The sequence below is a fragment of the Serratia sp. BNK-23 genome (assembly GCF_047456145.1).
Classification (GTDB): domain Bacteria; phylum Pseudomonadota; class Gammaproteobacteria; order Enterobacterales; family Enterobacteriaceae; genus Serratia; species Serratia nematodiphila.
In genome coordinates this window covers 955,994-969,820 of sequence record NZ_CP179900.1, presented here as the reverse complement: position 1 = coordinate 969,820, position 13,827 = coordinate 955,994, and the positions used below count along the sequence as shown (strand labels likewise).

General features: G+C 57.3%; 6 protein-coding genes, 2 tRNA genes and 3 rRNA genes. 4 read left to right on the top strand and 7 right to left on the bottom strand.

The genetic code is table 11. The annotated features are described in order from the left end of the window. Positions 1-52: 52 nt before the first annotated feature. Positions 53-1,141, bottom strand: coding sequence for a tRNA/rRNA methyltransferase (locus tag ACMGF9_RS04530; protein WP_015378876.1), 1,089 nt, complete (start codon positions 1,139-1,141; stop codon positions 53-55). Positions 1,142-1,348: 207 nt separating this feature from the next. Between ACMGF9_RS04530 and trxC the strand changes: the two genes are divergently transcribed. From trxC to pssA, 4 genes are all read left to right on the top strand, one after another. After that, positions 1,349-1,768 carry a thioredoxin TrxC gene (gene trxC / locus ACMGF9_RS04525; protein WP_031300169.1) on the top strand — a complete coding sequence of 140 codons (420 nt, stop codon included), beginning with the start codon at positions 1,349-1,351 and terminating at the stop codon, positions 1,766-1,768. 113 nt (positions 1,769-1,881) lie between these two features. Continuing rightward, positions 1,882-2,577 (top strand): tRNA-uridine aminocarboxypropyltransferase, encoded by a 696-nt coding sequence (locus ACMGF9_RS04520; RefSeq protein ID WP_049187045.1) that lies wholly within the window; start codon positions 1,882-1,884, stop codon positions 2,575-2,577. A 42-nt stretch (positions 2,578-2,619) separates the two neighbouring features. Next, on the top strand, positions 2,620-5,268 hold the full coding sequence (locus ACMGF9_RS04515) for a bifunctional acetate--CoA ligase family protein/GNAT family N-acetyltransferase (protein WP_322192609.1): 2,649 nt from the start codon (positions 2,620-2,622) through the stop codon (positions 5,266-5,268). Between the two features lie 152 nt (positions 5,269-5,420). Next, positions 5,421-6,776 carry a CDP-diacylglycerol--serine O-phosphatidyltransferase gene (gene pssA, locus ACMGF9_RS04510; RefSeq protein ID WP_076741035.1) on the top strand — a complete coding sequence of 452 codons (1,356 nt, stop codon included), beginning with the start codon at positions 5,421-5,423 and terminating at the stop codon, positions 6,774-6,776. Positions 6,777-6,812: 36 nt separating this feature from the next. On the opposite strand, the gene ACMGF9_RS04505 is transcribed toward pssA, so the two are convergent. The 6 genes from ACMGF9_RS04505 to ACMGF9_RS04480 form a co-directional block, all read right to left on the bottom strand. After that, positions 6,813-8,123 carry an MFS family transporter gene (locus ACMGF9_RS04505; protein ID WP_015378879.1) on the bottom strand — a complete coding sequence of 437 codons (1,311 nt, stop codon included), beginning with the start codon at positions 8,121-8,123 and terminating at the stop codon, positions 6,813-6,815. A gap of 258 nt (positions 8,124-8,381) precedes the next feature. Beyond that, a 5S ribosomal RNA gene (rrf, locus tag ACMGF9_RS04500) occupies positions 8,382-8,497 on the bottom strand. A gap of 97 nt (positions 8,498-8,594) precedes the next feature. Next, positions 8,595-11,502, bottom strand: a 23S ribosomal RNA gene (locus ACMGF9_RS04495). Between the two features lie 207 nt (positions 11,503-11,709). Then, positions 11,710-11,785: transfer RNA gene (locus ACMGF9_RS04490), tRNA-Ala, on the bottom strand. 39 nt (positions 11,786-11,824) lie between these two features. Beyond that, positions 11,825-11,901 (bottom strand) — tRNA-Ile (locus tag ACMGF9_RS04485). 74 nt (positions 11,902-11,975) lie between these two features. Continuing rightward, positions 11,976-13,517: ribosomal RNA gene (locus ACMGF9_RS04480) — 16S ribosomal RNA — on the bottom strand. Together the 16S, 23S and 5S rRNA genes with 2 tRNA genes alongside form the textbook arrangement of a ribosomal RNA operon. Positions 13,518-13,827: the final 310 nt, after the last annotated feature.

Below are 13,827 nucleotides of genomic sequence, written 5' to 3'. Positions count from 1 at the left end.
ATAAACGAAACGGGCGCCCTGGGGCGCCCGTTTTTTTATCCGACGTAGAAAATTACGCCTGATTCTGACGCCACCAGTCCGCCAGCAGAATGCCGGTCGCCACGGAAACGTTCAGGCTTTCCACCTTGCCGGTGCCGCCGATGGACACGTTCATATCGCCCTGCTGCCAGGCGCTGTCGCTCAGACCGTCGCGTTCCTGGCCCAGCACCAGCACCATCTTGGCCGGCAGCTTGGCCTGCGCCAGCGCGGTGCCTTTGTGGCTGGAGGTGGTGACGATGGTGTAACCCGCCTTGCGGAAGGTATCCAGCACCGACAGGAAATCATCGGCGTTGATCGCCTTGATGTGCTCCGCGCCGCCTTCTGCGGTGCGCACCGCCGCGCCGGACTCCAGCAGCGCCGGATCCTGCAGCAGCACGCCGTTGACGCCGAAGTGGGCGCAAGAACGAACGATGGCGCCCAGGTTATGCGGGTTGCCCACTTCTTCCAGCGCCAATACGCAGTCGGTCGCCGGCGCGCTTTTCAGGTAGGTCTGCGCATCCAGGCCCTGACGCTTTTTGATCAGGAAGCAGACGCCGCCGTGGTGCTCGGTGCCGGAAGCCTTGGCCAGTTCTTCTTCATCCACCACGTGGTAAGCTTTGCGGTTAGCCGCCATCCAGCGCAGCGCTTCGCGGAAGCGCGGGGTGACCGACTGCACGAACCAGGCGCGCACGATCGCTTCCGGACGGCTGGCGAACAGCGCCTGACAGGCATTTTCACCGTAAACGCGGGTTTCTTCCGCGCGCTGGCGGCGCAGCTGCTCAGGATCGATAAAGCTTTTGCCGCTGATGCCGCCATGATCGAACGCCGGCTCTTCATTCGGCGCGCGCGAGACGGTTCTCCACGGCGACTCATTGCCACCGCGATCTTCAGAGCGCGCCGGACGGCGAGGACGATCGCTTTCACTGCGGCGGGAGTCGGCGCCGCGGCGATCGTTGCCGCCGCGCGCCTTGTCTTGACCGGTGCGGCCCGATCGCGCACCGTCAGCCGGACGGCCTTTGCCGGCCGGACGTTTATTCTTGTTACGGTCGTCGCCGTTGTCGTCGTCACTGCGGACGTACATCACTTTGACTTTACCGTTCTTGCCACTAAATGAATCGTTCATTGTCTTCTCCACCAACGCGCAGGGCGCGAAGATTACCTGATGTTGGTGCACGAAGCCACCAACTTGCGCTAAAAGCTCCCAACTATCACATCCATTGAACAAACCTCATTGTTCACGCGCCGGGTTTTGCCGATAATTGTCAGCATTAAAGAAACATCTCCGCAACCGCGTTGCGGGGACCATGCTTTCTCTGTACCCGAGGTCAACATGAATACAGTTTGTGCAGCTTGCAATGCCACCAACCGCGTGCCGGAAGAACGTCTGGCGGACAATGCGAAATGCGGCCGCTGCGGCCATGAGCTCTTCGACGGTGAAGTGATCAACGCCACCGCCGCCACGCTGGACCAGTTGCTGCAGGACGATCTGCCGGTCGTGGTCGATTTCTGGGCGCCGTGGTGCGGCCCGTGCCGCAGCTTTGCGCCGATCTTTGAAGACGTGGCCGAAGAGCGCGCCGGCAAAGTGCGCTTCGTGAAAGTGAACACCGAAGCCGAGCCGGAGCTGAGCGCCCGTTTCCGCATCCGCAGCATCCCGACCATCATGGTGTTCCGTCAGGGCAAGATGATCGACATGCTCAACGGCGCGATGCCGAAAGCGCCGTTTGACAACTGGCTCAACGAGTTAGTGTGATTCGGCAAGTATAGGCCGTATCCCGCCATTGCGCGCGAACGCCCCCGATCGAGCCCGCCCCTCCCGGCGGGCTTTTTTCTGCGTTACAATAGCGGTTTTTCCCCAGGATCGTTATGACCGACAACGCCGTACTTCGCCTGCGCCAATTCCGTTTAGACCGCGCCACCCGCCCTTTTTTGGCGCGCGGTTGCCGGGTGGCGCGTTGTCAGGGTTGCCTGCTGCCGCATAAAAACTGCCTGTGCGACACCATTCGCCCACAGCAGGCCGGCAGCCGTTTCTGCCTGATCATGTTCGGCGCCGAGCCGCTCAAGCCCAGCAACACCGGCCGCCTGATCGCCGATATCCTGCCGGACACCCAGGCGTTCCTCTGGTCGCGCACCGAGGTCGATCCCGCCCTGCTGGCGGCCATCAACGATCCGACACGGCAGCCTTATGTGGTGTTCCCCGCGTCCTACGCCGACGCCGAACGGCCGGTGTTCAGCGCGCTGCCCGTCGGCGGCAAACCGCCGCTGTTCATCATGCTGGACGGTACCTGGGCGGAGGCGCGCAAAATGTTCCGTAAAAGCCCGTATCTCAATCAATTCCCGGTGTTTTCCCTCAACGTCGACGCCGCATCGGACTACCAGCTGCGCGAAGCCAGCCGCGCCGAGCAACACTGCACGGCGGAAGTGGCCGCCGCCCTGCTGCAACAGGCGGGCGATCTGCCGGCCGCCGAAGGGTTGAATCAGCATTTTCGCTATTTCCGTCAACAGTATCTGGCGGGAAAACCGACCCGGCCGGAGGCACCGGTCACAGCAATGCAGCCATAAAGCGCCTAAAATCAGGCGTAACGTTGCCAAAAGGAGCCGTGCATGAGCCAGCGAGGGTTAGAAGCGCTACTACGTCCCAAATCGATCGCCGTGCTGGGCGCTTCGCAGCAGCCGGGCCGCTCCGGCAACCTGATGATGAGCAACCTGCTGGCCGGCGGTTTCGGCGGCCCCATCCTGCCAGTGACGCCGCGCTACAAGGCGGTATGCGGCGTCATGGCCTATCCCGACGTCGCCAGCCTGCCGCTGACGCCGGATCTGGCGATCATCTGCACCCACGCCAAGCGTAATCTGGCGCTGCTCGACGCGCTGGGGCAGCGCGGCTGTAAAACCGCCATCGTGCTCTCTTCACCGCCAGAACAGTTCGCCGAGCTGAAAGCCTGCGCGCAGCGCTACGCCATGCGGCTGCTGGGCCCCAACAGTCTGGGACTGCTGGCGCCGTGGCAGGGCATTAACGCCAGCTTCTCGCCGGTGCCGATCCAAAAAGGCAAGCTGGCGTTTATCTCGCAGTCCGCCGCCGTCGCCAACACCATTCTCGACTGGGCGCAGCAGCGCGAAGTCGGCTTCTCCTATTTCATTGCGCTGGGCGACAGCCTGGATATCGACGTCGACGATCTACTCGACTTTTTGGCGCGCGACGGCAAGACCAGCGCCATCCTGCTGTATCTGGAAAACATCAGCGACGCACGGCGCTTTCTCTCTGCCTCGCGCAGCGCCTCACGCAATAAGCCCATTCTGGTGATCAAAAGCGGCCGCAGCCAACAGGCGCAATTACTGCTCAACAGCCAGCAAGGGCTGGACGCCGCTTACGACGCCGCCATCCAGCGCGCCGGTCTGCTGCGCGTGCAGGATACCCATGAGCTGTTCTCGGCGGTGGAAACCCTCAGCCATATGCATCCGCTGCGCGGCGAACGGCTGATGATCGTCAGCAACGGAGCGGCGCCGGCGGCGATGGCGCTGGACGAGCTGCTCGGGCGCAACGGCAAGCTGGCGACGCTGAGCGAGGAGAGCCTGGCAACGCTGAGCGACGCGCTGCCGGATTTCATTCGCGCCGGCAACCCGCTCGATCTGCGCGACGACGCCACGCCGCAGCGCTACCTGGCGGCTCTTGAAGCGCTGCTCGACAGCCACGACTATGACGCGCTGCTGCTGATCCATGCGCCGAGCGCGGCGGCGCCGGGCACCGCCACGGCGCAGCGGCTGATCGACGCGCTGCACCGCCATGCGCGCGGCAAACGCATCACCTTGCTGACCAACTGGTGCGGCGAATACTCTTCTCAAGAGGCGCGCCGGCTGTTTACCGAGGCCGCCATTCCCACCTATCGCACGCCGGAAGGCGCTGTGACCGCTTTTATGCATATGGTGGAATACCGCCGCAACCAGAAGCAGCTGAAGGAGACGCCGGCGCTGCCGGTCGGCCTGACCGCCAATACCGCCGACGCCCACCGCCTGATCCATCAGGCGCTGGCCGAAGGTGCCACCCAGTTGGATACCCACGAGGTGCAATCCATTCTGCAGGCTTATGACCTGAGCACCCTGCCGACCTGGATCGCCGAAGACAGCGCCGAAGCGGTGCACATTGCCGAGCAGATCGGCTACCCGGTGGCGCTGAAGCTGCGCTCGCCGGATATCCCGCACAAGTCGGAAGTTCAGGGCGTGATGCTTTACCTGCGCACCGCGACCGAAGTGCAGCGCGCGGCGGAGGCGATCCTCGACCGCGTGAAGCGTACCTATCCTCAGGCGCGCATCCACGGCCTGTTGGTGCAGAGCATGGCCAACCGCGCCGGCGCCCAGGAGCTGCGCATCGCCGTGGAGCAGGATGCCATTTTCGGCCCGCTGATCATGCTGGGCGAAGGCGGCGTAGAGTGGCGCCAGGAAAATCAGGTGGCGGTCGCGCTGCCGCCGTTGAATATGGCGCTGGCGCGTTATCTGGTGCTGCAGGCGGTGAAAGGCGGCAAGATCCGCGGGCGCAGCGCACTGCGGCCTTTAGATATCCCCGGGCTGAGCCGCTTGCTGGTGCAGGTTTCCAACCTGATCCTTGACTGCCCGGAGATCGCCCGGCTGGATATTCACCCGGTGCTGGCTTCCGGCAGCGAATTCACCCTGCTGGACGTTTCGATGCAGCTCGCGCCGTTCAGCGGCGATCCGCAGGCGCGGCTGGCGATCCGCCCTTATCCGCATGAGCTGGAAGAGACCATCGCGTTGAAAGACGGCAGCCAGTGCCTGTTCCGCCCGATCCTGCCGGAAGACGAACCGGCGCTGAAGCATTTCATCGACCGGGTGACCAAGGAAGATCTCTATTATCGCTACTTCAGCGAGATCAATGAGTTTACCCATGACGATTTGGCCAACATGACGCAGATCGACTACGATCGAGAAATGGCCTTTGTGGCGGTGCGCGCAGAAGAGATCATCGGCGTGACCCGCGCGCTGTCCGATCCGGACAACACCGACGCCGAATTCGCCGTGCTGGTGCGTTCCGACCTGAAAGGCCTGGGCCTGGGGCGTCAATTGCTGGAGAAAATGATCGCCTATGCGCGCGCTCATGGCCTGACCCGTCTGAGCGGCATCACCATGCCGAATAACCGCGGCATGATCGCACTGGCTCAGCGGCTGGGCTTTGGCATCGAGGTGCAGCTTGAGGACGGCATCGTCAATCTGACGCTGCCGCTGCGGGCCGACGGCGCGCAGTGACCTGCGTCGCAATGCGCTACGAATCCACCACTTAACGCCAAAACATACGCACAATCGGGGCAACTAATGGTATTATCGCCCGATTATTCGGTTTATTGTTTTTATGCCTGTGGCGTTCTGGCCATCAATCATGAGAGAAGAAACGCACTGTGATGTTGTCAAAATTTAAACGTAGCAAACATCAACAACACCTTGCACAACTGCCCAAACTCCCCCAGACGGTTGCTGATGTTCGTACGTTGTACGCGCCGTCCGATTTTCGCACCACGCTGCTGGACGCCATCGCCAACGCCACCCAACGCATCTATCTGGTGGCCCTGTATCTGGAGCATGACGACGCCGGGCGCGAGATCCTCAATGCGTTGTATCAAGCCAAACAGCGGCGGCCCGAGCTGGAAATCTGCGTACTGGTCGACTGGCACCGCGCACAGCGTGGGCGCATCGGCGCCGCCGCCGCCAATACCAACGCCGACTGGTACTGCGCCATGGCCAGCCAACATCCGGAACAGTCGGTACCGATCTACGGCGTGCCGGTCAATACCCGCGAAGCGCTGGGCGTATTGCATCTGAAGGGCTTTGTGGTCGACGATACCGTGATCTACAGCGGCGCCAGCATTAACGACGTTTATCTGCATCAGCATGAGAAATACCGTTACGATCGCTACCAGCTGATCACCAACGGCGTGCTGGCCGATACCCTGATCGATTACATCAAGCAGCATCTGCTCACTGCCGGCGCCGTACAACGCCTGGATCGCAGCGATCGGCCGAAAAGCCCGGAGATCAAAAACGAGACCCGTCTGTTCCGTTTCGCCCTGCGCCGCGCCGGTTATCACTTCCGCGGCAAAGCCGGCAACGATGAGCTGGCGGTGACGCCGATGGTTGGGCTAGGCAAACAAAGCGTGCTGAATAAAACCATTCATCACTTGATGTCGTGCGCCGACCAGAAACTGACGCTCTGTACCCCCTACTTCAACCTGCCGGCGCTGCTGGTGCGCAACATCATTTATCTGCTGCGACAGGGTAAGCAGGTGGAAATCATCGTCGGCGATAAAACCGCCAACGACTTCTATATTCCTGAAGACCAGCCGTTCAAAATCATCGGCGCGCTGCCCTACCTGTATGAGATCAACCTGCGCCGCTTCCTGAGCCGCTTGCAGCGTTACATCGACACCGGCCAACTGATCGTGCGGCTGTGGAAGGATGGCGATAACAGCTATCACCTGAAAGGCATGTGGGTAGACGAAGAGTGGCAGCTGATTACCGGCAATAACCTCAACCCGCGCGCCTGGCGGCTGGATCTGGAAAACGCCATTCTGATCCACGATCCCAAGCAAGAGCTGCGCGAGCAACGGCAGAAAGAGCTGGAATGCATCCGAACTCATACCACTGTAGTCGGCCATTATCAGGAACTGCAAAGCATTCAGCAGTATCCGATCAAGGTGCGTAAGCTGATTCGCCGTCTGCGCCGCATCCGCATCGATCGGCTGATCAGCCGTATCCTGTAAGCGGTATGCTGACCCCGGCCAAGGCCGGGGTTTTTATTACAGCTGTATCTCCTTGCCTTTGCGATGCAGTCGGAGTGAAACCAGCAACGCCAGCAGGCACATGCCGGAGACATACCAGAAGAAAGCGTTCTCCACGCCAAACGATTTAAGCGACAGCGCGACATATTCCGCCGAGCCGCCGAACATGGCGTTCGCCACCGCATAAGACAAGCCCACCCCTAACGCGCGCACCTCCGGCGGGAACATTTCGGCTTTAAGCAGCCCGCTGATCGCGGTGTAAAAACTGATGATGAACAGCGCCAGCACGATCAGGCCAAACGCCATATAAGGATTACTCACCTCTTTCAGAGCGAACAGGATCGGCACCGTCAACACCGTGGCGAAGGCCGAGAAGATCAACATCGAGCTGCGACGGCCGATTTTGTCCGAAAACGCGCCTACCGCTGGCTGCAGCAGCATAAAGACGAACAGCGCGACGGTCATGATGGCGCTGGCCAGCTTGGCGTCCATACCGGCGGTGTTCACCAGGTATTTCTGCATGTAGGTGGTGAAGGTGTAAAAGGTCAGTGAACCGGCGGCGGTAAAGCCCAGCACCATCAGGAACGCCTTGCGATTTTTCCACAGCCCCGTCAGCGAACCGGCATCCTCGTGGTTACGCGTCTTCGCATCGGAGGTTTCATTCAGCGAACGGCGCAGGTACAGCGCGACTATCGCCAACACGGCCCCCAGGGCAAACGGAATGCGCCATCCCCAGGCTTTCAGCTCTTCAGCGGGCAATATCTGCTGCAGGATCACCAGGACCAGCAGCGCCAACAGTTGCCCGCCGATCAGCGTGACATACTGAAACGAGGCGTAGAAGCCACGCCGCCCCTTGATCGCCACCTCGCTCATGTAGGTGGCGCTGGTGCCATACTCGCCGCCCACCGACAACCCCTGGAACAGGCGGGCGATCAGCAGCAACGCTGGCGCCCAGCTGCCGATCGATTCATACGTCGGCAGGCAGGCGATCACCAGCGATCCGGCGCACATCATGCAGACTGAAAGCAGCATGGAGTTTTTTCTGCCATGCTTGTCGGCAATATAGCCGAACAGCCAGCCGCCGATCGGCCGCATAAAGAAGCCGGCGGCGAATACCCCGGCGGTTTGCAACAGCTGCGTGGTGCTGTTGCCCGCCGGAAAGAACGAGGCGGCAAAGTAAATGGAACAGAAGGAATAAACGTAAAAATCAAACCACTCCACCAGATTGCCTGATGAAGCTCCGACGATAGCGAAAATGCGTTTCTTGTTATCCAGCGCCCCCTGTTCGACGCCGTGCTCATCCCCAAGAGCCGAGGTTGTTTCTGTCATGATATTTTCTCCGAGCCATAGCAATGATGAAATTCGGCTTCCTGCCGCCCTGGTTGTTACTTTATTGTTATTTATAAGTTAACAGCCAAACTTAATAGCGGACGAAGAATATCTGACATTCAGAGAAACAATGCGTTGGTTTTGTGATGAATATTAAACAGTACGATGAAAGCTGAAGCGGATTACAACGGGGATTTTCCATTTTTCCCATAGCAAAAAGCCCTGAACGTCAGTTCAGGGCTTTCGGCTTTATTTGATGCCTGGCAGTGTCCTACTCTCGCATGGGGAGACCCCACACTACCATCGGCGCTACGGCGTTTCACTTCTGAGTTCGGCATGGGGTCAGGTGGGACCACCGCGCTATTGCCGCCAGGCAAATTCGTTTTATTCCAACCGCTTCACTCTCGTGTCGCCATCAGAACCAATCTCGGAACTTCGCTGAAAATCTCTCTAAAACACCTTCGGTGTTGTAAGGTTAAGCCTCACGGATCATTAGTACTGGTTAGCTCAATGCATCGCTGCACTTACACACCCAGCCTATCAACGTCTTAGTCTTAAACGTTCCTTCAGGGGCCTTAAAGGCCCAGGGAAGACTCATCTTGAGGCAAGTTTCGCGCTTAGATGCTTTCAGCGCTTATCTTTTCCGCACTTAGCTACCGGGCAATGCCATTGGCATGACAACCCGAACACCAGTGGTGCGTTCACTCCGGTCCTCTCGTACTAGGAGCAACCCCTCTCAATCTTCCAACGCCCACGGCAGATAGGGACCGAACTGTCTCACGACGTTCTAAACCCAGCTCGCGTACCACTTTAAATGGCGAACAGCCATACCCTTGGGACCTACTTCAGCCCCAGGATGTGATGAGCCGACATCGAGGTGCCAAACACCGCCGTCGATATGAACTCTTGGGCGGTATCAGCCTGTTATCCCCGGAGTACCTTTTATCCGTTGAGCGATGGCCCTTCCATTCAGAACCACCGGATCACTAAGACCTACTTTCGTACCTGCTCGAGCCGTCACTCTCGCAGTCAAGCTAGCTTATGCCTTTGCACTAACCTCACGATGTCCGACCGTGATTAGCTAACCTTCGTGCTCCTCCGTTACTCTTTGGGAGGAGACCGCCCCAGTCAAACTACCCACCAGACACTGTCCTCACCCCGGATCACGGGGCCGAGTTAGAACATCAAACATTAAAGGGTGGTATTTCAAGGATGGCTCCACGCAGACTGGCGTCCACGCTTCAAAGCCTCCCACCTATCCTACACATCAAGGCTCAATGTTCAGTGTCAAGCTATAGTAAAGGTTCACGGGGTCTTTCCGTCTTGCCGCGGGTACACTGCATCTTCACAGCGAGTTCAATTTCACTGAGTCTCGGGTGGAGACAGCCTGGCCATCATTACGCCATTCGTGCAGGTCGGAACTTACCCGACAAGGAATTTCGCTACCTTAGGACCGTTATAGTTACGGCCGCCGTTTACTGGGGCTTCGATCAAGAGCTTCGCCTTGCGGCTGACCCCATCAATTAACCTTCCAGCACCGGGCAGGCGTCACACCGTATACGTCCACTTTCGTGTTTGCACAGTGCTGTGTTTTTATTAAACAGTTGCAGCCAGCTGGTATCTTCGACTGGCTTCAGCTCCATCCGCGAGGGACTTCACCTACATGCCAGCGTGCCTTCTCCCGAAGTTACGGCACCATTTTGCCTAGTTCCTTCACCCGAGTTCTCTCAAGCGCCTTGGTATTCTCTACCTGACCACCTGTGTCGGTTTGGGGTACGATTTAATGTTACCTGGAGCTTAGAGGATTTTCCTGGAAGCAGGGCATCAACTACTTCTGCACCGTAGTGCATCGTCATCACGCCTCAGGGTTAGTATGCAACCGGATTTACCAGGTCACACCCCCTACACGCTTAAACCGGGACAACCGTCGCCCGGCTAGCCTAGCCTTCTCCGTCCCCCCTTCGCAGTAACACCAAGTACAGGAATATTAACCTGTTTCCCATCGACTACGCTTTTCAGCCTCGCCTTAGGGGTCGACTCACCCTGCCCCGATTAACGTTGGACAGGAACCCTTGGTCTTCCGGCGAGCGGGCTTTTCACCCGCTTTATCGTTACTTATGTCAGCATTCGCACTTCTGATACCTCCAGCAACCCTCACAGGCCACCTTCAACGGCTTACAGAACGCTCCCCTACCCAACAACGCCTAAGCGTCGCTGCCGCAGCTTCGGTGCATGGTTTAGCCCCGTTACATCTTCCGCGCAGGCCGACTCGACCAGTGAGCTATTACGCTTTCTTTAAATGATGGCTGCTTCTAAGCCAACATCCTGGCTGTCTATGCCTTCCCACATCGTTTCCCACTTAACCATGACTTTGGGACCTTAGCTGGCGGTCTGGGTTGTTTCCCTCTTCACGACGGACGTTAGCACCCGCCGTGTGTCTCCCGTGATAACATTCTTCGGTATTCGGAGTTTGCATCGGTTTGGTAAGCCGGGATGGCCCCCTAGCCGAAACAGTGCTCTACCCCCGAAGATGAGTTCACGAGGCGCTACCTAAATAGCTTTCGGGGAGAACCAGCTATCTCCCGGTTTGATTGGCCTTTCACCCCCAGCCACAAGTCATCCGCTAATTTTTCAACATTAGTCGGTTCGGTCCTCCAGTTAGTGTTACCCAACCTTCAACCTGCCCATGGCTAGATCACCGGGTTTCGGGTCTATACCTTGCAACTAATCGCCCAGTTAAGACTCGGTTTCCCTACGGCTCCCCTATACGGTTAACCTTGCTACAAAATATAAGTCGCTGACCCATTATACAAAAGGTACGCAGTCACACCACGAAGGTGCTCCCACTGCTTGTACGTACACGGTTTCAGGTTCTATTTCACTCCCCTCGCCGGGGTTCTTTTCGCCTTTCCCTCACGGTACTGGTTCACTATCGGTCAGTCAGGAGTATTTAGCCTTGGAGGATGGTCCCCCCATATTCAGACAGGATGTCACGTGTCCCGCCCTACTCATCGAACTCACGACCTGTGCATTTTAGTGTACGGGGCTATCACCCTTTGCTGCGCGACTTTCCAGACGCTTCCACTAACACACAAGCCGATTCAGGTTCTGGGCTCCTCCCCGTTCGCTCGCCGCTACTGGGGGAATCTCGGTTGATTTCTTTTCCTCGGGGTACTTAGATGTTTCAGTTCCCCCGGTTCGCCTCATGCCACTATGTATTCATGACATGATAGTGTGTCGAAACACACTGGGTTTCCCCATTCGGGTATCGCCGGTTATAACGGTTCATATCACCTTACCGGCGCTTTTCGCAGATTAGCACGCCCTTCATCGCCTCTGACTGCCTAGGCATCCACCGTGTACGCTTAGTCACTTAACCTCACAACCCGAAGATGTTTCCATCGTTCGCGCTGCAAACATTTGAGAGACTCTATGACAGGTTACTCTTTATCCCAATACTTCTACGGAGGGATAAATTTCAGCCGTCATGTTTCAATTTTCAGCTTGTTCCAGATTGTTAAAGAGCAAAATACTTCGCAGCATACTGTCGCCAATATACTCTGAAGTATTGAAATACCGGACTATATGGTGGAGCTAAGCGGGATCGAACCGCTGACCTCCTGCGTGCAAGGCAGGCGCTCTCCCAGCTGAGCTATAGCCCCATACAGTCACGCGCAGTACCTTTTCCACTTCATGAGAAGTGGTAGGCCTGAGTGGACTTGAACCACCGACCTCACCCTTATCAGGGGTGCGCTCTAACCACCTGAGCTACAAGCCTATAAAGGTATTTCTGCTCGTTACTTTCTATCAGACAATCTGTGTGAGCACGCCACGCGAACTAATATCTTTAGGTAAGGAGGTGATCCAACCGCAGGTTCCCCTACGGTTACCTTGTTACGACTTCACCCCAGTCATGAATCACAAAGTGGTAAGCGCCCTCCCGAAGGTTAAGCTACCTACTTCTTTTGCAACCCACTCCCATGGTGTGACGGGCGGTGTGTACAAGGCCCGGGAACGTATTCACCGTAGCATTCTGATCTACGATTACTAGCGATTCCGACTTCATGGAGTCGAGTTGCAGACTCCAATCCGGACTACGACGTACTTTATGAGGTCCGCTTGCTCTCGCGAGGTCGCTTCTCTTTGTATACGCCATTGTAGCACGTGTGTAGCCCTACTCGTAAGGGCCATGATGACTTGACGTCATCCCCACCTTCCTCCAGTTTATCACTGGCAGTCTCCTTTGAGTTCCCGGCCGAACCGCTGGCAACAAAGGATAAGGGTTGCGCTCGTTGCGGGACTTAACCCAACATTTCACAACACGAGCTGACGACAGCCATGCAGCACCTGTCTCAGAGTTCCCGAAGGCACCAAAGCATCTCTGCTAAGTTCTCTGGATGTCAAGAGTAGGTAAGGTTCTTCGCGTTGCATCGAATTAAACCACATGCTCCACCGCTTGTGCGGGCCCCCGTCAATTCATTTGAGTTTTAACCTTGCGGCCGTACTCCCCAGGCGGTCGATTTAACGCGTTAGCTCCGGAAGCCACGCCTCAAGGGCACAACCTCCAAATCGACATCGTTTACAGCGTGGACTACCAGGGTATCTAATCCTGTTTGCTCCCCACGCTTTCGCACCTGAGCGTCAGTCTTCGTCCAGGGGGCCGCCTTCGCCACCGGTATTCCTCCAGATCTCTACGCATTTCACCGCTACACCTGGAATTCTACCCCCCTCTACGAGACTCTAGCTTGCCAGTTTCAAATGCAGTTCCCAGGTTGAGCCCGGGGATTTCACATCTGACTTAACAAACCGCCTGCGTGCGCTTTACGCCCAGTAATTCCGATTAACGCTTGCACCCTCCGTATTACCGCGGCTGCTGGCACGGAGTTAGCCGGTGCTTCTTCTGCGAGTAACGTCAATTGATGAGCGTATTAAGCTCACCACCTTCCTCCTCGCTGAAAGTGCTTTACAACCCGAAGGCCTTCTTCACACACGCGGCATGGCTGCATCAGGCTTGCGCCCATTGTGCAATATTCCCCACTGCTGCCTCCCGTAGGAGTCTGGACCGTGTCTCAGTTCCAGTGTGGCTGGTCATCCTCTCAGACCAGCTAGGGATCGTCGCCTAGGTGAGCCATTACCCCACCTACTAGCTAATCCCATCTGGGCACATCTGATGGCAAGAGGCCCGAAGGTCCCCCTCTTTGGTCTTGCGACGTTATGCGGTATTAGCTACCGTTTCCAGTAGTTATCCCCCTCCATCAGGCAGTTTCCCAGACATTACTCACCCGTCCGCCGCTCGTCACCCAGGGAGCAAGCTCCCCTGTGCTACCGCTCGACTTGCATGTGTTAAGCCTGCCGCCAGCGTTCAATCTGAGCCATGATCAAACTCTTCAATTAAAAGCTTGATTTGCTTCCACTCGAGAAGCGATGCTCAAAGATTTACTGCATGAATTTTACTTCAGTTAGTCACTCTTCAAGACTTGATATTTTTTCGCATCCGAAGATGCTGGATATCGTCTTGTGGAGTGCCCACACAGATTGTCTGATAAATTGTTAAAGAGCAGTGAGTTAGGCGCTTTCGCTTGCTAACTCGAGGTGGCGTATATTACGCTTTCCTCTTTCAGAGTCAACCCTAATTTTCAGGATTTTTTCTCTTTCTTCCCGGCCGCTGTGTGAAGTGAATCACTTGCGCCGTGTCGATGGAGGC

Bases quoted from the DNA above. Each gene is read 5' to 3' on its own strand.
- ACMGF9_RS04530 (WP_015378876.1), bottom strand. From the start codon at position 1,141: ATGAACGATTCATTTAGTGGCAAGAACGGTAAAGTCAAAGTGATGTAC.
- trxC (WP_031300169.1), top strand. From the start codon at position 1,349: ATGAATACAGTTTGTGCAGCTTGCAATGCCACCAACCGCGTGCCGGAA.
- ACMGF9_RS04520 (WP_049187045.1), top strand. From the start codon at position 1,882: ATGACCGACAACGCCGTACTTCGCCTGCGCCAATTCCGTTTAGACCGC.
- ACMGF9_RS04515 (WP_322192609.1), top strand. From the start codon at position 2,620: ATGAGCCAGCGAGGGTTAGAAGCGCTACTACGTCCCAAATCGATCGCC.
- pssA (WP_076741035.1), top strand. From the start codon at position 5,421: ATGTTGTCAAAATTTAAACGTAGCAAACATCAACAACACCTTGCACAA.
- ACMGF9_RS04505 (WP_015378879.1), bottom strand. From the start codon at position 8,123: ATGACAGAAACAACCTCGGCTCTTGGGGATGAGCACGGCGTCGAACAG.